At 57.4% G+C, this 20,482-nt stretch carries 18 protein-coding genes and 2 pseudogenes; 11 read left to right on the top strand and 9 right to left on the bottom strand.

Going from position 1 to position 20,482, the window contains the following annotated elements:
- Positions 1-785: 785 nt before the first annotated feature.
- The 7 genes from ACVW16_RS23515 (at position 786) to ACVW16_RS23485 (ending at position 6,044) form a co-directional block, all read left to right on the top strand.
- Positions 786-1,082, top strand: a complete 297-nt coding sequence (locus ACVW16_RS23515) for a hypothetical protein (protein WP_456701472.1) — start codon at positions 786-788, stop codon at positions 1,080-1,082.
- Between the two features lie 71 nt (positions 1,083-1,153).
- On the top strand, positions 1,154-1,387 hold the full coding sequence (locus tag ACVW16_RS23510) for a nodulation protein NopA (RefSeq protein WP_456701471.1): 234 nt from the start codon (positions 1,154-1,156) through the stop codon (positions 1,385-1,387).
- A 115-nt stretch (positions 1,388-1,502) separates the two neighbouring features.
- Positions 1,503-2,393 (top strand): SctD/MshK family protein, encoded by an 891-nt coding sequence (locus ACVW16_RS23505; RefSeq protein WP_456701470.1) that lies wholly within the window; start codon positions 1,503-1,505, stop codon positions 2,391-2,393.
- Positions 2,394-2,614: 221 nt separating this feature from the next.
- Positions 2,615-2,968 (top strand): hypothetical protein, encoded by a 354-nt coding sequence (locus ACVW16_RS23500; protein ID WP_456701469.1) that lies wholly within the window; start codon positions 2,615-2,617, stop codon positions 2,966-2,968.
- Between the two features lie 20 nt (positions 2,969-2,988).
- Complete coding sequence (sctY, locus tag ACVW16_RS23495) at positions 2,989-3,399, top strand: type III secretion apparatus assembly chaperone SctY (protein WP_456701468.1); 411 nt, start codon at positions 2,989-2,991, stop codon at positions 3,397-3,399.
- A gap of 8 nt (positions 3,400-3,407) precedes the next feature.
- Positions 3,408-5,525, top strand: a complete 2,118-nt coding sequence (gene sctV, locus ACVW16_RS23490; protein WP_456701467.1) for a type III secretion system export apparatus subunit SctV — start codon at positions 3,408-3,410, stop codon at positions 5,523-5,525.
- Positions 5,526-5,552: 27 nt separating this feature from the next.
- Positions 5,553-6,044 carry a tetratricopeptide repeat protein gene (locus ACVW16_RS23485; RefSeq protein ID WP_456802431.1) on the top strand — a complete coding sequence of 164 codons (492 nt, stop codon included), beginning with the start codon at positions 5,553-5,555 and terminating at the stop codon, positions 6,042-6,044.
- A 409-nt stretch (positions 6,045-6,453) separates the two neighbouring features.
- Here the strand turns inward: ACVW16_RS23485 and ACVW16_RS23480 are convergent, their stop codons facing one another.
- Complete coding sequence (locus ACVW16_RS23480; protein ID WP_456701465.1) at positions 6,454-6,639, bottom strand: hypothetical protein; 186 nt, start codon at positions 6,637-6,639, stop codon at positions 6,454-6,456.
- Between the two features lie 1,520 nt (positions 6,640-8,159).
- On the opposite strand from ACVW16_RS23480, the gene ACVW16_RS23475 reads away from it, so the two are divergent.
- From ACVW16_RS23475 to ACVW16_RS23465, 3 genes are all read left to right on the top strand, one after another.
- Positions 8,160-8,909: a hypothetical protein gene (locus ACVW16_RS23475; protein ID WP_456701464.1), complete on the top strand. Its 750-nt coding sequence runs from the start codon at positions 8,160-8,162 to the stop codon at positions 8,907-8,909.
- Between the two features lie 57 nt (positions 8,910-8,966).
- A complete protein-coding gene (locus ACVW16_RS23470; protein ID WP_456701463.1) occupies positions 8,967-9,686 on the top strand; it encodes a hypothetical protein in 720 nt (239 codons plus the stop codon).
- Between the two features lie 2,834 nt (positions 9,687-12,520).
- On the top strand, positions 12,521-13,075 hold the full coding sequence (locus tag ACVW16_RS23465) for a peroxiredoxin (protein WP_456705158.1): 555 nt from the start codon (positions 12,521-12,523) through the stop codon (positions 13,073-13,075).
- Between the two features lie 172 nt (positions 13,076-13,247).
- On the opposite strand, the pseudogene ACVW16_RS23460 reads toward ACVW16_RS23465, so the two are convergent.
- The 3 genes and pseudogenes from ACVW16_RS23460 to tnpA all read right to left on the bottom strand — a co-directional run.
- Positions 13,248-13,688 (bottom strand): annotated as a pseudogene (locus tag ACVW16_RS23460) (IS66 family transposase); the annotation flags it as partial.
- A gap of 69 nt (positions 13,689-13,757) precedes the next feature.
- Positions 13,758-14,111, bottom strand: a complete 354-nt coding sequence (gene tnpB, locus ACVW16_RS23455; protein WP_456701461.1) for an IS66 family insertion sequence element accessory protein TnpB — start codon at positions 14,109-14,111, stop codon at positions 13,758-13,760.
- Positions 14,108-14,530: an IS66-like element accessory protein TnpA gene (tnpA, locus tag ACVW16_RS23450; protein WP_456701460.1), complete on the bottom strand. Its 423-nt coding sequence runs from the start codon at positions 14,528-14,530 to the stop codon at positions 14,108-14,110. Before tnpA ends, tnpB begins: the two co-directional genes overlap by 4 nt.
- A gap of 90 nt (positions 14,531-14,620) precedes the next feature.
- On the opposite strand from tnpA, the pseudogene ACVW16_RS23445 reads away from it, so the two are divergent.
- Positions 14,621-14,927, top strand: a pseudogene (locus ACVW16_RS23445) (carboxymuconolactone decarboxylase family protein); the annotation flags it as partial.
- A 212-nt stretch (positions 14,928-15,139) separates the two neighbouring features.
- Here the strand turns inward: ACVW16_RS23445 and ACVW16_RS23440 are convergent.
- The 5 genes from ACVW16_RS23440 to ACVW16_RS23420 all read right to left on the bottom strand — a co-directional run bounded on the left by ACVW16_RS23440 (position 15,140) and on the right by ACVW16_RS23420 (position 20,394).
- Positions 15,140-15,436 (bottom strand): ferredoxin family protein, encoded by a 297-nt coding sequence (locus ACVW16_RS23440; protein WP_456701459.1) that lies wholly within the window; start codon positions 15,434-15,436, stop codon positions 15,140-15,142.
- Positions 15,437-15,472: 36 nt separating this feature from the next.
- Positions 15,473-16,780 (bottom strand): FAD-dependent oxidoreductase, encoded by a 1,308-nt coding sequence (locus ACVW16_RS23435; protein ID WP_456701458.1) that lies wholly within the window; start codon positions 16,778-16,780, stop codon positions 15,473-15,475.
- 11 nt (positions 16,781-16,791) lie between these two features.
- Entirely contained in the window at positions 16,792-17,901 is a 1,110-nt protein-coding gene (locus tag ACVW16_RS23430; RefSeq protein WP_456701457.1) for an electron transfer flavoprotein subunit alpha/FixB family protein, read from the bottom strand.
- 933 nt (positions 17,902-18,834) lie between these two features.
- The gene (gene nifW, locus ACVW16_RS23425) at positions 18,835-19,176 is read right to left on the bottom strand and encodes a nitrogenase stabilizing/protective protein NifW (RefSeq protein WP_456701456.1); all 342 of its coding nucleotides are present in this window, start codon (positions 19,174-19,176) and stop codon (positions 18,835-18,837) included.
- 486 nt (positions 19,177-19,662) lie between these two features.
- Positions 19,663-20,394, bottom strand: a complete 732-nt coding sequence (locus tag ACVW16_RS23420; protein WP_456701455.1) for a nitrogen fixation protein NifQ — start codon at positions 20,392-20,394, stop codon at positions 19,663-19,665.
- Positions 20,395-20,482: the final 88 nt, after the last annotated feature.

Genomic DNA, 20,482 nt, shown 5'->3' with positions numbered 1-20,482 from the left:
GGTGGCGCAAGCTCTACCAGATACTTGAGACCGCCCCGGAATCCGGGGAACTGATTTCGGTACTTCAATGCGCATGTATGTTGGCCGCACTCGATCGCCCAAGTCCGACCTCAAACCCAGTCTGCCGCTGACGCCGCCTCTCAACACACGATGCAATAACATTGCGCCACAGACTGGCCGCAGCGCCAAGCCTGTCGATTGCACAAGGATCGAGAGCACCTTGGTCGCGAGCGGTAGGAACCGATGGGCTTTTAGTCGAGCGGCGGGCTCCTAATCGCTCTCCGTGAAAGGTCGCGATCGACGGATCTGCCATAAGGCTGCCTCGGGATCGATGGATCGTTCCGGTGCTAAATCAGCCGTCACTCTGACTGTCCGCCTCGCTCCCGACCGGGTCAGGCTCCGCGCCGCTTCGCCTGACCGCAAGCAAATCGCTGAAAAGAGCTCGGAGGCATCGCAACGAACGTGAGCCCGAGCTTGCAGCACGTCGGCCCCAAAACGCTCTTATTAGTAGTGCCTTTGATATTCCGCCTTTGAACGCTTTCGAAGCGATGAGCAACGTGTTCACCCGATCAAGCTTCACAGACCATCGCTTGTCTCTATCCATCTGATCTCCAGCTTTCGCCGGCGACCTATCAAATACGGCGTGCTGGTGAAGACGTTTAATGAGGATCGACGATCGGCTCATTGCACTTCTACGGCTCGTCAGCTTGTCGAAAGCTAAGACTTGCATACTGAAGGGTGGAAATTGCCTCCATTGGCACATCGAACTGACATAGGAGAACCCGATGCGCGTTACGAGCTCTAACGTCGCTGGGCACGCTGATGCTGACCTCCACGCCGCCGGCGGCAAAAGTGGCGGCAAAACAGGATCTCACAAGCCGGGCGAGCGCGAGAATCATGGCCGATCGCCTGATGCAAACATTCCCGTAAACAGCGGCGCCTCCACTCCAGGCGGCAACTCGCATGAAGCCGCCATGCAGCAAGCGTTCAACGTCGCTCTGGGAGCCGTTGCTCTCCAATTTGCGAATAGTGCAATGAGCCATTTCGACGATGTCATGGCCGAGACAGACGAGGATTCCTGACGCCGCATATTGCGACGCTAGGAAATAGTCGCCGCATGTAGCGGCGAAATTCGAGCACACAGGAGAATAGTATGACTAAAAATGTTGGTGCGTCTCATACCTCAGCCGCAGGTGGGGCAGCCGGCACCGCAACTGCTGCAGCCACTTCCACCGCCGCTGAAGTTGCTGGAGAGGCGGCATTCCAACGGCAAATTGCAGCTCTGACTGCGACCAGCACAAAGGCTGCTGAGAGGGACGTGGAACTTCGCGTCGTCTCGACCGAGCTCTCGACTGTCAAGAAAGCGGCCGACGAACGGGTGCAGTAAGGGACGAAACGGGGCGGCGTCGCCGCCCCACCTTCCCCGGCTGCTTAGTCTGTGAAGTCGCAACGGGCCGTACGGTTTTGCCGTACGGTCCCGTTCGCTGTTCAGGAAACCAACCGTGAATGAACCAAATTGCCCGCATTTCGAAGTGCTGTCGGGGTGTTATTCCGGGCTGACAGGTAAAGTAGGGACCGGATCGTGCCTGATTGGCAGCAGCCTCGATGCAGACTTAATCTTCGTCGAACAAGGCCTCGAACCGCGCCATCTTCGTGTCACCCCGCATTCCAATGCAATCGAGATCGAGGCCCTTGCGGGGGACGTCAGGATCGAGGGGCACGAGACAATTTTACCAAATGAGCCAATTGTTGTCGCTCTTCCTGTCACTTTGCATGCCGGCGCGATGTCAATTCGCTGGACAATCGAGGACTACAAACAAGCTGGCTCCATCCACCGCCGGCGTATATTGCTCGCAGTGCTCGCCCTGGCCCTGATCAGCTCTGCCGCCGTTGCCGCAGTCGCATCCAGTTTTGTCCAGACCGACAGCAGCATGGCATCAAGTGCGTCGTCCCCAGCTAGCGACATTGCACCAAAACTGGCGCTCAGCGCTCCTGATGCTCTCGCCACCGATGCAGCTGCCGGGCGGCTGCAAGAGGAGGTTGATAGAGCAGGCCTTGTCGGGATCAAGATCGGCTCTGGGGCGGGCGTTGTCACTGCCGACGGCACCGTTACACCCGCCTCGCTCCCCACATGGCGAGACGTCCAGCAGCGGTTTGATCACAATAGCCATGGGGCTTATACGCTCGTCAATGCGGTCGCCATCAAGGATGAGAAGACGCCCCCCACAATCGGGGTCGAGGCTGTTTGGCGCGGGAGCGATCCCTATATTGTCATTGCTGGTCAAAAGTATTTCGTCGGCGCGCTCCTGACCAATGGATGGACCGTCTACGGGATTGAGAAAGGGCGTGTTCTGCTGAGCCGGGATGGCCGGCTTGCCACTCTACCCTATTAGTTTTTAGGCCGCAGGTAAGGAACGAAAGTGCCATGACTAGGCTTCCCCCCAATGCCCTCGAGCCTGGCACCTCTTTTCAGGAGCCAAACGTTGACCATCATGCATCTGACAACACTCCGGTTAATTCTCGAGCCAAGTCCATCTGGATTGATCGGACACGGGGGAATGATAACAAGAGCCACACCTCAATTTCTCATCATAGCCACGTGCTGGATCGGTTGGTGGACTCCACGATCGAGAGCGCGCTCGAGCTCAGTTCGATCGATGCAGTTTCGCGCATCAATCTCGACGAGGCGCGCGCCTCGCCAGGTCAAGTGGAACCGGGCTCGACACTCGCTTGGCTTAATGAGCCCACTCTGGCGCAAAGTCTCCTCTCCTTCGTGACACCGCGCTTACGTCATTCGCATGTTCTGCGTCCAGAGCAACACGGCCTTCTTCTGGAGCGTTTGGCTGATACGCTATCAGCCGCGCCCCCCGAAGATTTGGGTTCACGTGAAGGCGCCGCGCTTCTGCAACTGGAGCTGAAGCGATTAATCCTGCTCCGACAGAGCCACAACGGCTTGATCAAAGGCTAGTAAAGGCCGGGTCAGACAAAGTGCAACACTCCACATCTACACAGCCGGCAATCGTTGCCGAAGCCGGCGCTGTCGAGCTGATCTCCGGGCCTGAGCGAGATTTGCTCTGCGTGCTTTCTTATGCCCACCTTGCGTGTGGACAAAGCGCCAAGAGCCTGACTCTGTTACGGCTGATCGCCCACGAACAGTCTCAAGACATCGGCCTGCTCCGCATCCTAGCCTACGCTCTCATCTCGGAGCGTCGCGGTGACGAAGCACTGTCGGTATTGGACAAGCTTGACAGACTGGATGATGAGCCGTCTTCGTGTCTGCCCTTGATGCTGATGCGCAGCCACGCCCTGCGTCACGCTGGCCGCATGACCGAAGCGCGAGCCGTCTTCAAACGCTATGTTTTGTTGCGTGGCAGCACAGCTGCAATCGAACAACAATAAGGCTTCCCATGGCCAACCTTCTAAGAAAACTCATCACGCGCGCGCCGGCTCACCCCGATTTGATGGTCGCGTTGATGCTTCTTCTGGCAATCGGAATGATGATCATGCCGATCCCGATCGTGGTGATCGATATGCTGATCGGCTTCAATCTGGGGTTTGCCATATTGCTGTTGATGGTAGCCCTGTATCTCAACACGCCACTCGACTTTTCGTCCCTGCCGGGGGTCATACTGATCTCCACCGTGTTTCGTCTCGCTCTTACAGTTGCAACGACGCGACTGATCCTGGCCGAGGGCGATGCCGGCAGCATCATTCATACCTTCGGCGATTTTGTCATATCCGGCAACATCGCCGTCGGCATTGTCATATTCCTGATCGTGACCATGGTGCAGTTCATGGTTCTCGCCAAGGGCGCCGAACGGGTGGCGGAGGTATCGGCGCGCTTCACCCTCGATGCGTTGCCGGGCAAGCAGATGGCGATCGACGCGGAGCTACGCAACGGCCATATCGATCAGCACGAAGCCCGCAGCCGGCGCGGCGCGCTGGAGCGAGAAAGTCAACTGCACGGCGCAATGGACGGCGCTATGAAATTCGTAAAGGGCGATGCCATAGCCGGACTCATAGTCATCTGTATCAACATGCTGGGTGGCATCACGATCGGATCGCTGTCCAGGGGCATGTCCCTCGAGGAGGCGATGCATCAATACACGATCCTGACGATCGGTGATGCCCTCATTTCGCAGATTCCTGCCCTGCTGCTGTCAATTACCGCCGCAACCATTGTCACTCGTGTCAACGGTCCTTCCAAACTCAATCTCGGCGCCGATATCGTCAACCAACTTACGGCCAGCACACAAGCGCTACGCTTGGCGTCCTGTGTCTTGCTTGTGATGGGGTTCGTTCCTGGCTTCCCTTTGCTCCCCTTTATCATACTGGCCGCCCTCTTCTCCGCCGCCAGCTTTCTCAAGGTTGGCGTGCAAGAGGGCAAGACCGCTCCCAAGGCTGGCGCTGGTCCCACGGGTTCGGCTCCCGCTTCCGCACAGGGTCAGAAGCAAGCCGTGCCGGCGGAAGCACTTCCGATTACGCTGTTGCTAGCGCCGAGCCTGATGCAGGCGATCGACGTAGGGGAACTGGAGCAGTGCGTCGCTCGGGTTTCGGCGCGGGTTTCAGCTGATCTGGGCATCACTATTCCACGCATTCCCGCCCAAAGCGCAACGCACCTGGCCCAGTCGCAATTCCGGGTGGATGTCGAAGGAGTGCCCGTGGAAGAGGGCGGCATTAAACCTACACAACTCTTACTTAACGACGACGTGGCGAACATTGATTTGAGCGGGATCCCCTTTTGGCACGAGCAAGACACGAATCGGATCTGGATCGAACAACGCCATGCGCCTGCTCTCAAAGCTGCCGGAATAGGGCATCACCGTCCGAGCGAAATCATCGCCTTGCGGATCCAGTCCACGTTGACACGCTATGCACAGCGCCTGGTGGGCATTCAGGAGACACGTCAGTTGCTTGGCCGGATGGAACTGGAATATGCCGATCTGGTGAAAGAGGTGCTGCGAACGACACCGATCCCTCGCATCGCGGATGTCCTACGTCGCTTGCTGGACGAGGGCATTCCGATCCGGAACACCCGTCTGGTTTTGGAGGCGCTAGCAGAATGGAGCGAACGCGAGCAAAACGCCGTACTGCTCACCGAATATGTGCGCTCCGCGCTGAAGCGACAGATCTGTCACCGCTACGCCAACGTCCATCGTGTTGTGGCGGCCTTTATCGTCGAGCGTGAGACCGAGGATATCGTGCGCAGTGCGGTGCGCGAGACCGCTGTCGGTCCCTACCTCGTTTTGGAGGATCGGCAAAGCGAGATGTTGCTTGCGCAATTTCGTCAGATCCATTCGAGCATCGCACGCAGTCAGAACCAGCCGGTGATCCTGGGCTCGATGGATATCCGGCGCTTCATCCGCGGCTTTCTCACCCGCAATGGAATAGACCTACCCGTTCTCTCGTATCAGGATCTCGCCCCGGATTTCACCGTCCAGCCGATTGGCTCCGTAAAACTTGCGCCTGGCAAGGACAAGGCTCCTACAGGCGGCCATCGTGACCTCCTCCCTGCGGCTGGCTGACGAGCGTAGTTGTGGGTGAGATCGCTTATGAATTCACATAAGGCTGACATTCTGCGCCGCTGGCGTCACTTTCCTCGCCATTCGTGCTTGGCCGTTCTCCCCATGATTGCCATCGTGCTGCTCGCAGGTTGCGCTGGCTCACACAAGTCTGGTCTTTCACATCAGCCGGCGTCCACGGCAGAGCTGCTCGGGGCCAAGGAGCTCGATCCTGCTATGCGCGAGCGCATCGCTCACGCCCTCGGTCGCGATGCTGACGAGAAAGCCTTACGCGATGCGCTGAAGCAACAACCTGACAATGTGGATGCGGCCATTCCTCTTGCGCGGGCCTTGATGGCTCGCAAATGCCCGAACGATGCGCTTGAGGTCCTCGACGGCATCTTATCGGCAGCCCCTGGCGACCTGCGCGCATTGAATGCCAAAGCAGTTGTTCTCGATCACGAAGGCCAGCATCGAGAGGCGCAAGAACTGTACCGCCAAGCTCTCGCTGCGGAACCCGCAAAACCTGATGCTGCGCAATAATTTAAACCTGTCCCTGGCCCTTGAAGGTAAGACGGAGACCAGCGGCGCCAACCCAGCACCGCAGGAGGACGGCCGGCACTTCGCGGCGCTATCTCGAACGGGCCAATGCGGGAGCGGCTCGGAATGGTAGCGTCTTGAGGCTTTGCTGTTAGCTTGCCGAAAGCTAGGCTTACCATCCGCGCGGAATATTCAATCGGTGCCAGCCCCGCGACCTCGTCGTAGCGGCGACTTTGGCACAGCGTCTGCGAGGCGAAAGCGTTCGCAGAGCTGAGGTGTAGATCGTTCTATTCGAAGCTCTCACGTGAATTTCCAGCGCGCCCGCTTGCCGACTGGATCGTTTAGCTAGCATTGCCTTTCATGATCCGGCCTATTGACCAGATCGCGACGCTTTTTTGATCGTCGAGCGCAATCAAGCAGGACGTGCAGCAGAACAACTAAAGTATGTCTCGATCTCCGCGATCGCGCGTTCCTCCCACTCTGTAGCTTGCGCTAGCAATGAGGCTCGTTGGGTTGGCCGGAATGCCGCGGACTGACGGCACAACGAAGCTATCGCGCGATAACGGCGCACATCTTCCATAACGGCCGGTCCTGTCATGTGTGGATCTCCTCCCCTGCAATCTCGGGCAAGAACTTGCTCGAAAACCATTTTCGATCTGTTAGCGCTCGGAGTGGAGGCTGTGAATGGTTGGCAGAACGTTGCCGACATGGCGGTGGCCGATAGCCACAAGGAGCACATCGACATGAAATCCCGGCTCGGCAGCGCTCCGTTCGGGCGCTTCTGCAGCCCGTTGGCTCAGTTTATTGGCCGGATAGCGGAGTGTAGCAACAGCTAGGCCGAACTAAGCACGTTTCGATTTGCAATCTCAATCAGGATGGCTGTGAACTGCCCTGTCTTGGAATCCTCACTAACCAATTTGAGCAATTCGTTTAGTGATGATTCGAAGGCGGACAGCGGTCCTTTGTGTCCGCATCCCTTGCCTCCAGAAACAGCATCGCGCACACAACTATGACTTTTTCCGTCTCATCGACGCTAGCGGAGATTGACCAATTGTTTACCTCGGCCATTCGCAACCGAAATGCTGCATGGCCGTGGCCTGACAAGATTATCCATTGACGATATTCGGGGCTGGCCAGACCGCATCCACGCCGTCGGTGTACAGCAGTTGCACGAGGCCATGTGGAAATGGCTCGACAAGAAACGGTCGGTGGCCCGCTATCTTATCAAAGAGTCCACCTTCACACGGGGAGACGCTCATGATCCATCCTTGCACAGGACGTGAGATCCTCCTCCGGGAGCCGCGCTCCCAATCGCGATGCTCGGCTCGGCAAATTCGCTCGCCGCCGCGAGGACGCTTGCCCGGACCAGGATTAGCGAAGAGCTTCGTCTTGCGGTATTGAAGCCCGGATCGTGCAGGATTCCACTGCCCCGTTGATAGCGATGGAATCTGCCCTCACAGGCGGCGCGACTCAGGAGCGCATTCAAATACCTCCCGCAAGCCACATGGTTGCTGGCCTGCTCAGGGAAGGTTCTGCCGGACATGTCTTCAAGACCCTTCCTGAGCGGCCCGGCCTCGCGCGATTGATCTGCATTTTCACTCGACCCATGATCACCTCCGCGGTTCTTTGCGCACGCCGCGTATCACAATACTGTTCAGCAGAGTGAGAGATCGGTTGTTGAGCCTCATCTCTCGGCGCTTGTCTGCCGAACAGAAAACGGTCTGATCCATCACACCTGTGTTGATTTCCGAGCTATCACGGGGACAGCGCCGCCCGACTCGATTGCGCTTCCCCGCGCTCGTAATCCGACCCTACGTAGGATTCGGTCGCTTCATGCCAATCTAGATGGCGGGGCAGAGATATGGCGGCGGCGCGCATTACAGCCGCTTACAAACCTCACGTAGACCACCAGTACGAGTGATTTACGCCCCATCTCGGCCTCCATAGTCGTTGCAATCCAAGGACGTCAATCGGTTGATGTTGAAAAACGTCCATCAGTCGCAGATCAATTGCGCATGCGGTTCATCGCCCCTTCTTTCTGCCACGTTCGCACCCAAAGCAGAGCCGCGTCGGTTGCGCATCTGCGCACGGCATAAGCGAGTGTCTCAGGAGATTCCTATGGTGAAGCCAGTTGTAATTGTGGTAGGTGCGGATAAGGGTGGAGTGGGTAAAACGACCGTATCACGAACGCTACTGGACTACTTCAGCGTCAACAAAGTTCAAACTCGCGCCTTTGACACGGAGTCTCCACGGGGAACGCTGAAGCGCTTTTATCCCGGGATCACCGAGATCGTCGACATGACGACGACGGCGGACCAGATGAAGATATTCGACACGCTAAACGCAGGTCTGTCCGTTACTGTCATTGATGCTCGCGCAGGATTACTATCGTCTGCGCTGGCTTCTTTACGCGACATCGGATTTCTGGACTCGGCGCGGTCTGGCCAGATTACGTTTGCTGTGTTCCATATTCTTGGATCATCTATCGCTTCACTGGACGAGATCGCGGAAACCGCGACCTTCATGAGCGGCGCAAAGTACTATCTAGTCAAGAACTTCATCAACGACACTCAATTCTTCCAGTGGGATCAAGCGACGTATAATTCGTATTTTCACCGCATCAAACATGCGACAGAGCTGGTAATACCAAAACTTAACGAGATGGCATACGAGCAGGTGGAAGTAGCATCCGTGCCTTTTATAGACTTCGTCGCAAACAAGGGGCGTAACGATGAACCTGCGAACAACTCCTTCGTGCTTCGAGGCTATGTCCGCCACTGGCTGGCAAACGTCTGGAGCGAATTTGACCGGATTAACTTGACGGAATTGGCCGGGGCAAAGTCCGGCACCCGGGCCGGCGACGATTAGGCGCATATTCGGTAAGCTTCGGCTGCCCGCGTACGAACTAAAACTGACTTGCTGGCTATGTTAGCGACGCCCATCTACATCATATGCTCTCCTAGCCCGCAGGTCGGTAAAACTCTCATCGCCCGGATTATGAGCGAGTTCTTGTTGCTCAAACACGGCACAGCGCTGTCGATCGACGTCAACTTGAACGAGCCATCGCTGCTCGACTACCTGCCAAACATCACTGAAACCGCAGATCTGATCGACACTTACAGCAAGATGCAGCTGATGGACCCTCTTGTCATCCACGATCGGGTGCCGAAGGTGATTGATCTCGGCTTTCACGCCTTCGATGAGTTCTTCAAGATGTGCGAGGAGATTGGCTTCATGAAGGAGACGGAGCGCCGTTATGTCGCTCCCATGATACTCTTCGTTTCAGGCGCTGAACGCATTTCTCTTCGCGGTTACGAAATGCTGCGGCGGCGAATTCCGGCCAATTCGCTGGTCACCATTCACAATGAATTCGTGCTACGTGGCGGATTATCTGAAGCGATTGACGGCGAACGCATTCTTCGGATCGCCGCGCTTCCGCCGTTCCTCAACAGATATATAGATCGGCTTGGCTTTTCCTTTACTGGGTATCTGCGCCACGAGAAGGACTGGTCAACCGAGCTACATCAGTGGATCCGTCAGAATTACAGCATGTTTCGCGACCTAGATGCGAGCGTGATGCTGCGAACGACCTTTCGATCCCGGGGGACAGATATCGACAGTCTACGTTACACAAGGGCTACTTGAGATTCCGATCTGCTCGGCGTTCAGTCGTTCTGCCGAGCTCTCTGCGTTGTCGGAGCTCGATCACCGGTTCTCCGGCTCTTGGTTATTTGTTCGCACACCAATCAATGATTTGCCGCGCAGGAATTATGCAAATCACCCAACCGGAGCGCCGTAAAACGCTATGGTCTGCGGAGACTCCTCGCCACGGTCGTGGCGTGATGGTGATATTGAACCTGGCACAAACGTGTGCCGCGCGATAAAGCTTGCTTGACGCTCCAGGACCACCACATCCGTGATGACTTCAATTGACGATACACTAAGTGAGATCAGATGGTTGCGGAACGAAATCTGGCGCTGCCGTCGATTACTTAAAAGTGGCTCGCCTGTTGCTGAGCGTATCGCCGTTGAGAAGCGTCTGGTTGAACATCTTTTTGCCTTTGAACGGCTCTTGTCGACGGCATTCCCTTTGACCTTGAGTTCTAAAGTACAGTCGCCCAAGAGCACTGCCATCGAGGGAGCCGATTGCCGCCGAGCCTGCGATCAAGAGCGCGCAATGCCAGGCACAAGGCAGTCCGTGACGTCTGGCAGAGAATGACGGTAAGCCTGGGCGCAAGGACATGGGTGCATTCCGGAGGTCGATGGCGAATACGTCGCCCGCATGGAGGGCGCGCTCGATCTCCACGTCGAATAATTCGGACCAGCAGCGAGCCAGTCAGGTTTGCATCAGCCGTGCTACAAAACCCCGGCAAGATAGCCAGTTCCAGTCCGGCTGGAGATAGACGTATGACACCTTGGTCACATAGACATGAGACCAAATGTCCCATATTCGTCGTCTGAGGATCTCCGTGCAGGAGACGATCGTCATGGCACCTTGTTCCCCACTGCCGTGATCGAGACCAATTTGATGCACGGAGCTCAGTCCTCCGGTTGAGGATTCGAAGCTGGACAGGACGCCGACTCGAGACAGATCAGCTTAATTACCAAGCTGGCCAAACTCCGGCGCTCGTCGTCTGAATGCCTCAGTGACGCTCGATTTTTGCAACTGCCGCCCGGACCGATCGCTCCCTCGGTGGAGGACGAGCGGAAGCTTGTTGATACGCGGTACCGGTCCATCACCTTTCGCTGCCGCCGTCGGCACCATGCGGCGGCATTTATCTCGCAAGTTCTCGAAATTGTCTCTAAGGCATAAAATGGCCACGTCCTCATCGCCACGCTGTGTAAATTGGCCACAGAAGCGAGTCACTTCTGATCTGCACGACGTCAAGACCTGCACAGCCCGACCGTCTCGCGCATGTGCGCATCCTATCCACCATGGTGCCGCAATCACTATCACAGCAACGGCGACCACACGCGGATGTGCATAGCGGACGCAGCTCATTCGTAGCTCTTGATCCACGCATCCTGTTCTAGGCCGCATGTCCTTCACTGTACCTATTTCTCCCCCGCATGTTCAGTTCACCGGATTTGGCCGCCTCGGCTGCGGCCGTCTCGCTGTGCGGCAACTCCTGAATAAGGCATCCGAAATCATCATCGACAAGCGCAACACGGTCGTTGGCAAGACTGACACAACCTGGTCAGCACGCTTGTGTGGCAATGCTCGCCTCGATACATCGCGCTCTCCTACGGAAGGAGTACAACCTGACGCTACGATCGATTCAAGCCTTTTTTAGCTTTCGGCAATTGTAAATATATTCTTAGACGTGGCCCCACTTGGGGTGCGGTACAATGAATTCCAACGCCTCCAGGCTTGACGGCCTGCTCTCGTTTCCAAAAGTCTCAAATTTCCCGGATGACGCTTCGCCGATTGCGGGGTCAAGGTGCATAGGGCATCCATCGACCCGATCGATGACAAGCTGCGTCTACACGGCACACGGGCAGCACTACCCGCGGAAGCTCCATCTCCAATACAACGGCGGTAGATCAACCTCACTTTCATCGCGTAGTCTTACACGTGCGGTTGGCGACGCGAGCGTCTAAAGCCCTACAGCGAGTTGCGGCGGGTGAACGCTGCAGGCGAGAGCGTTAAGGCGTCGTTCGAGTGAGGGGCGCCGATACTCCAACAAACGGCACGCGAATTGCTCGCGTAAACGTCGAGTAGATTCGCGGGGTCCAAATGAGACTTATCCGATTCATCCTGCTGGACTTAGCTTTGACCCTGCTCGCATCCGAGAATGCGCAGGGCATGACTATCGCTCCCAACCCAAGTGTCAAATCAGCTACTGAAGCCCAGGGATCCTTGATTAACCCACGATGTCGCACCGTCTTAGGCTGGCGCTATCGAACGCAACTAAGTGGCGCCAATAATATCCCAATTGGGATAGACAATTATCTATGCGGCAATCCACTGGGAACCCTGAAGCCGGCGACATTGCATGTCGTCGAATTCCTAGCAGCCTTTTTTGGACTCAGCGCATTTGCGCTCTGTTATTTAGTGAAGCTCCACGACAAATACAAAGGTGGAGGATCTAGCTAACCTGTTTCAGCGGAACTGACGCCGCTCAGCCTGCTGAAGACGGAAAATCTGCTGTTGAACAATGTCAGCGAGCGTCTGCGGGGCGCTAGATCTGGCGGTTTTGACGCAAGCCTTATAACGGCAGATCAACGCTTGTACGCGAACATCTCAGGCGCTCGCCGCGAAGCTAGAGTTTCTCACCGGTCAGCGCGCTGTCCGCAACCAACGACTTGTTGGGTTTAGCAAAGAAAGCGATTGGCTACGTCGTAAGAGCGCTGATTGACGCGCCCAGCGCGAGCATGCCGGTCTAAACCCGATTGATTCCTTTCGCGAGAACGGATGGCATATGGATTGCTTCAACGGTGAACTCACGATCTACAGAACGCAAGTTTATGAGGACAGCATGCTCGGAATTGGAAGTCAGTTGCCGTCATTCGACATCACGGGCGTCAAGCCAGGTTTTCAAGCGCAGGAAGAAGAAGGGCGGAGTGCATTCGAGACCCTGACTGAAATGAGCTTTCCGGGAAAATGGAAAATCATCTTCTTCTATCCCAAGGACTTTACCTTCGTCTGTCCGACGGAGATTGCTGAGTTTGCCCGGCTTGCTAAGGAATTTGCTGACCGCGATGCGGTCGTACTGGGTGGTTCGACTGATAACGAGTTCTGCAAGCTTGCTTGGCGGCGCTCACATGTCGACTTGCACAAACTACCAATCTGGCAGTTTGCCGACACAAGGGGAACGCTCGTGGACGGCCTTGGCGTGCGATCACCCGAAGGGGTTGCTTACCGTTACACCTTTATTGTGGACCCCCAGAACACGATTCAGCACGTCTATGCGAACAATCTTCGTGTCGGGCGGAGTCCCAAGGACACGCTCCGCGTTCTCGACGCGCTGCAAACGGACGAGCTTTGCGCCTGCAACCGCGAAATTGGCGGCGAAATCTTAAAAGTTGCTTGACGCTGCATGTCGTCGCTACCTTGGAGACGATCACATGAGCGATAGCCGCTTCGGTCGGCAGCCCGCCGGGCACGACGTGTTCCGGTGCGTGCGCCTGCGCGACAGGGCCCGAGCAGCGGCTACAGATGTATTTCGGGCGGCGCGTGACCAGCACGCGCCATTGCGCCGGGATCACATCGAGGCGCTTGCTGACGTCCTCGCCGATCTTCGTCATGGCGCCGCAACCGCACGGGCAGTGCGTGCTTGCAGGCTCGATGATCCGTTCCACGCGCGGCAAATGGGCAGGCAAGCAGCCGCGATTGCGATGAGAACCTTGATCCGGCACGCGCCGCGATCGGCCCTTGATCACAGCCTCGGCTCTCTCCTGCGCCGCGTCCAGGATGCCTTGCGCGATCTCCACGTCTTCCAACGGTAAGTGATACTGATCTGGCCGCAGCTTCTCGGATTTCGCGCCGAACCTGTCGCGCCGCAATTCGCCGAGAATGACCTCTAGCCGACGCCGCGCTTCCTCCGACGCCGCCAGCGCCCCCTGATGCTCGCTCAAGGCCGCCTGCGTTTGCGCCAGAAGCGCCTTCAGGCGTTCGTTTTCGTCGCGCAGCGCCGCGATGCTCATGCGCTATTTCGAGCACATCGCCGCCGCGCGTGCCACGATCAAAATAGCTGCCGAGTCATTCTGCCGCAGTTATCCCGCGACCTGCGGGCGCCGTGCTTCTTCCGGGCGGACCAATCTCCAATCCAGCCCTTCGAACAAGGCCGCAAACATCGCCGGCGACATTCGCATCACGCCGTCCGCGATCGTTGGCCAAACGAACTTGCAACCTTCGAGGCGTTTGTGCACCAACACCAGGCCCGTTCGATCCCAGACCAAAATCTTGATCCGGTCCGCTCGTTTCGATCGGAATACCAAGGCTGCGCCGCTGAACGGATCGAGACGAAGCATCTCCTGCACCTTCGCCGCAAGCCCGTCGTGGCCACAGCGGAAGTCGATCGGCCGCGTGGCAACGTAAATCTTCAGATCAGTACCGGCCGCGATCATCGTGACGCTCGCACCGCACGGATCACCCGGCATAGCTGGTCAGCATCTATGGCTGTGTCCGTCCGCAGCACGACATCGCCGATCGCGATCTCAAGCTTGACCGCCGGAGGCTGACGCTGCTCCAACGCATCTTCCAAAACCAGAGGCGCAAACGTTGGTGGAGACGCCTCGCACAGCGGCAACATACCTCGTTGTCGAAGCCGCCGTCGCCAATCGTAGACCTGCCAGCGCGTCGCTCCGTGCTTGCGCGCCACCTCGGATACCTGGGCGCCCGGCAACAGACTCTCGGCGGCGATCCGAGCTCTCTCAGCTTCCGACCGCACACGACGTCCTGACGGCCCTTCCAGAACCTCCAGCCGGCTCACCGACCCCGCCGATGAGCCGTCCAAATGGACGTCCTTTTTGCTGTCCAATCCCATCCCAAGCCTCCGTCCCAGCCGGAGGCTTCTTCGCACAGCTATCCCAGTCCCGAAGCAAGGGTTCCCACTTAGCGCTTACCCACAGTCCCAGTGGAGGGGATGAACAACGTCCACTACCGCTTCGCTCACCTCGTTTCCGCGTCCGGAATACAAGACGATGCCGTTACGGATACATATGGATGTGACCGGCAATCCCGGCGTGACCAAGCCGATTTCGAGCTATCGTCGCTTGCCGTCTCCGTCATAAACGGTTGCGGTGCCTGCATTGATGCCCATGAGGAAGACATTGAGAGCCGCGAGTGCCGAATCCGAAGCGATACACACGGGCGTGCGCTTTGCTGCGATCACCCAAATAGTGGCAATCGCAATCGAAACTCCTGAGCCTGTGCGCCCTTAGGCGAGGGGCTGATCTTTACGCCACATTCCGATCAACGGAGCTTGGGTGCCGCTGAGTGGCACCACATCGAGCCCTTTGCGGCCACTTCGGCAGCCTAGCCGTCTAGGGAATAACGTCGTCGTCGAATTCCGGCCGGCCTGCGAGCGACGAATGCGGCTCGGAAAGGACGAGTTCCTGTCGCCTAGCCCCAGTCGCTCGGCCATCGTCTACCATCACCCAAACTTGAACAACACGCCATATCCCCCGCGCGGATGGCTCCATTGGATGTCGCCGGTCGGCTCGGCGATCACACGACAGGTACCGCACTCGATGCAGCCGTCAACAGCTATCTCGACCTGTCCGTTGTCGTTGAGCTCGTAACATCTCGCGGGGCAGACTTTCAGAAGTGCAAGTAACTGCGGGGACGGCGTCGTGTGCGGACGGACCTTGACGTGGGGGTGTCCGACGTCGACGAGATAACGATTGTAATACAGCTTGTCTTCGACACGCACTGGGGTATCGCAATTCATGTTTGGTCTTCCATTGTTGAACTTCTCCAGTTGCGGTTAGCGCCAGGCGCGGGCAAAGCGCCAAGCATCGCCGACCAGACCCGACCACGACCGCGCCTTGACAAAGGATTTTAGGCTTGCCCTCTCCTTCTCCATCTTTGGCGTACCATCGACGCGCAGAAAGTTCTGCATTGCCTTCGAGATGAGCTGCGGATAGGTAAGAAAGAAATTTTGGGAGTGGGTGTGCATTAGGGGCGGCATATCCTTGTACTTCTTCAAATCCTTGATGACGAAGGATTCATCTAGCATCTTCTTATAGATTGACAGATTTGTTGCGCTCATCGATGCGCCGCGCGATTTTACTAGACCTATCGCTTCGGCAGCGATACGACCGGAGGTCAACGCGAGATTGGAGCCCTCTCGGTGAATGGCATTGTTGAGTTGGGCTGCATCGCCCACCACGACCCAGCCTTCTCCATAGAGCTGTGGAATTGACTTGTAACCGCCTTCGGGAATGAGATGAGCGGCATATTCCTTCACTTCGGACCCTGCTATCAAAGGCGCCACCGACGGATGCCTCTTGAATTGTTCGAGTAGACCGTACGGCGTTTGGCCCGTGCGCTGGAAGTCGGCGACGAGACAACCGATGCCGAGCGAAATGCACTCCTTGTTGGTGTAGATGAATCCCATTCCGGTCATGCCGCGGGAAATAGTACCAGCCGCCTCGATCACGACGCCTTCATCGCCCTTGAGATTAAAGCGTGCCTCGATGGTCTCGCGAGGTAAAAAGTGCATTTCCTTCACCGCAAGCGCCACGTTATCGGGGGTCGGGCGCGCACGCAGACCTGCACGCGTGCCGAGCAGGCCATTGACCCCTTCCGCCAGGACGACGACGTCGGCATGTATTTCGCCGTCTCGGCGGTCTGTACGGACACCGATGATCCTTTTACGGTCGTCTTGCGCGAGCTCTGTGACGGTGGTTTCGCACAGCACGATCGCGCCAGCCTCCCGAACTTTGGAAGACAACCATTTGTCGAACTGGGCGCGTATAATCGTGTAGCGGTTCGGCCGCTCCTCGTTGAAGTCTTCCGAACGGTAGTGCATGCCGACATGGGAGCGATCGTCCATCATCCAGAACCGCTGTTCAATCAGGTGACGTTCGAGCGGCGCCTCCTCGCGAAACTCTGGGACTAGCTCTTCCATCATATCGGCATACAGTATTGCGCCCTGCACATTCTTCGAGCCAGGATATTCTCCCCGCTCGAGCTGCAGCACCTTCATGCCCCGTTTGGCCATCGTCAATGCCGCTGCGTTGCCGGCCATACCGGCTCCGACCACGATTGCATCGAATCTCTCTTCAATCATCATTATCTCCTCTAAACCGCGATCCGGGCGTGCGACTCCGGCAAAAGCCGCGCGCGGAACGCGGCAGTCAGCGCGGGCAGCAATTGTATTGCATCACTGACGATCGCGAGATGAGCAAAGTCGAAGATCGGAGCGTTCCTGTCAGTGTTGACAGCAACGATCAGATCCGCGCCCTCGACGCCAACCCGGTGCTGGATCGCTCCCGAGATGCCCGCGGCAATATAGAGCTTCGGGCGGATGGTTTTGCCTGTCTGGCCAATTTGCCGGTCAGACGTAAGCCAGCCCTTTTGCACAAGAGGACGCGAGCAGCCATATTCAGCGCCAAGAAGAGCTGCGAGTTCGCGAACGAAACGAAAGTTCTCGGGCGATCCAAGTCCTAAGCCACCCGCAACCACTACATCGGCATAGGCCAGATTGGACGATTCCGCATCGCGGTCGGTTAGGAACGACAGTACTTTTGTGACAATATCTTCTTCCATAAGGCCGAGCGGATGAACGATGATATGAGCGGCATCGCGTGAAACGCGCTCAGGCATCGGCATGACTCGCGGCCGGACGGTGGCCATCTGCGGACGATAATTCAAGGTATAGATTGTGCAGAGCAGCGAGCCGCCGAAGGTCGGACGCGTCGCCGCAAGCGAACCATCTGCATCGACGTCCAGCGCGGTGCAGTCGGCAGTCAGCCCCGTAGACAGGGTCGTCGCAACGGAACCTGCGAGATCGCGACCAAGCGTCGTCGCACCCAAGAGCAGGATCTCAGGCTTGTAGGTGTTGACGAGTTCGGCTACTGCCTTTGTATAGGATTCGTTACGATAGTCCGACAAAACATTGTCGCTTACGAGATAGGCCAGATCGGCGCCATAACAGAACGCTTCAAGCGCGGCATTACGTGTGTGCTGCCCCTCCGGACCGAGTACGACGGCGGCAAGATTCACCTTTAACCTGTCAGCAAGGGTGCGCCCCGCACCCATGAGCTCCCAGGAAACTGGATGCACCTGGCCACGCTCCAGCTCGACGAAAACCCAGACGTGTTTGTACGACTTGAAGTGCTCCGGCAGTTCCTTTTTTGCTGCTGCGCGGCCGGCCCCCGCTGGCATGCCCGTTTTGCTGACGTTGCTCATATCGAAATTCCTTTCAACAATAGGCGCCCCCGCGCCACGGTTGCTTTCTCGCTTTCGTAAACTGAAGAGCATTTTCCCTGCGTACTCGGACCGGGTCACACAACAACATGTCGTCGCGACAGACGCGCCCGTTCAGGCGGATTGGAGGGTTATTGCAAACCGAGCCATTGCACGCCGGTTTGACGAGCACGACCGCGGCTGGCTAGGGCGGCACAATGATCTTGACCGATCGCTTTCGGATCCGAACCCGCGACACCGTTTGCTGCGGAGTAATTGCAACGGCTCCACACTGGCGACCGCAACGAGGGCGATCCTGGCAACGCGTCTGCCACGCAAGCCATGCTGGGCCTTTAGCAGCAATCCGCACGGGTCGGTGCTCCCGCTCTTAGTGGCGTGGTTTCTTTCCGCCATGAGATGGAGACAACTCTGATCGGAATCGAAGGCTGATTTGATGCAAATGCCACTGTCATACCCGTTGCAGGAGTAGCGCGAAGGGGACACTTGTTCATTGACCACCGTCTCACCGCCGCTGCGAGACTGCGGCCGCGCCTAAGTCTACTGCGAACGTACCTGACGGAATCATAAGCCTCGACGTGATGGCGCGGGGCGGCACGGCAGGCACTAAAAGCAGCATCATAGGTCCTCCGTCGAACTCATCAAGGACGCTACCGTCGGTCGCATCGATGATCCGATCGGCACAACAAAAGCAAGTGTCGTACCAGTCGCAAAGACGATAGAACGTCAGCAGAGACGTAATCGCTTGCGCGGCACTTCATACAGCCCCTGATATCGTTGGCACGACAATCCAGACAAGGTCAGGAATACAACAAACACCGCTCGGGCCGCAGAGACTTGCGCCGATGAAGAGAACGCCCACGCGAACGAAGTGCCTCGGCGTCCGTGGGGCGCAGTTGGCTTACAGTGGAGTGCTCATTACTTCAACTCGCTCAAAGGAACAAAGGCCCCAATCTTCTTAGGATCTGCGACAGCATCCTTTAACACTTTGAATACCCGCTGCTCGATCGGCGAAGAAGCTACGAAATCGGCATAGGCTTGCTCCAGCATCGCCTTGCACCGCGCTCTTATTTCCGCCTCTGATGCATCAGCGAATTGCTCTTGGGCGAAGTATTGTCCCATTCGCCTTAGTATATGAAGGCGCGCGACATTGACGATCTTAGGATCGTATTCGACGCCAAGTAGCGAAAAAAACTCCTCTGCCGCACAAGCCTTGCCGAGCCGATCCAGGATACCGGCTGCCGGGGACGAGTTGATCATCAAGCAATCTCCTTCCGATTACCTCTGGGTCGCGCTCAAGCAAACAATGATCAAGCGAGATAGGTGTGCTGGACTTTGGAATGGAATGACCGCCGGATCCCTGCGCAAATACGCACTCGCCGACTCCGCAGTGCTCATGACCGTCGCACATGCGGTGTGGCTGGCTAGCGCTTGGGCGCGCTCCTGAACTTCGGGAGCATGACGCGGGCCTCCGGTAACTCTGGTCGAATGTCACCGCGAGTTCATTAAGCCCTGTGTTCCCGGCCGCCTCGCCGATGCGCGGTTCGCGCCAGGCTTCACGGCGCGTATCGTGTTCCGATCGCCAGTCCTCACGCTGCCGCCTTGGACGCATGGCCATGCGCCTGCAGCCAAACGTCATAACTAGGCTCCTCCCCGCGCTGCCTACAGATCCGGCGTGGCCTTCTCGGATGACGATGCAACTTCCGACCGTTTCGACTGTTCAGATGAGGGGTCGCCGACCACAACCTACCGAGCAGGCTCTTGCAAATCGCGCCGCCGCTCGGCCATCCGGCTCTCGCCGCTTTCTTCACCGAAGCAGACGTTGAATTCGTTGCATTGGTCGCACACGGGTGTCGTACACATCACAACGCCATCGTTCTCGCAAAGCATGCGGTAGAAAAAACGCTTCCACCGCATATTATTGACGTTGCGCGCGGCGAGCGGCCCGAAATGACGGCTCAGCACGAGAACGAGTTCGCCACGATTGCGCAAGCCGAGAGCTTCCCACAAATGGTCCGACTCCATGGCGCGACGTGCGATCATTGCAGCCAGCCATCGTCCGATGTCCCCTTGCGTCGAGCGCTCCTTGAGTAAAAGATCGCGAAGCATTGCGATCTCCTCGTGATCCGCGCCCTCGGAGGGCGAGGCCTGCTGCGCAGCATTGATCGTGGTTGAGGGGAAGTACTTCTCCAGCAGGGCCGCCAGTTCAACGCCGGAGAGGCCAACCTTCTCAAGAAGGGAGCCACCGTCCATAGCGGCAGCCGCCAGGATGGACGCCAGGACATGGCGATCGAGGTTAGCGTCTGTAGCGATATTAGCATCCGCAGGAGCCTCACCGGTGAGCAAACGGTAGGCGGCAACTCCCACGTGCAGCTGGCTGATGCAAGCAGCAGGGCCTACAGCCATGAACGAAGCGACGTGCGGGTCGGACATAATCTTGTGAGTTTTCACAATCGCGAGGTCTGCATGGGCGCGCATTGAGTTTGGCGACGGTCGATCGTCAGTATGCCGGTCTCCCGGGAGGGGACGGTGAGGAGACCGGCATCTGTCGCGCGCCCTTACAAGG

Source organism: Bradyrhizobium sp. USDA 4474 (assembly GCF_054057515.1).
Note: the sequence above shows the minus strand (reverse complement) of the source record. Positions and strands in the feature narration are given on the sequence as shown.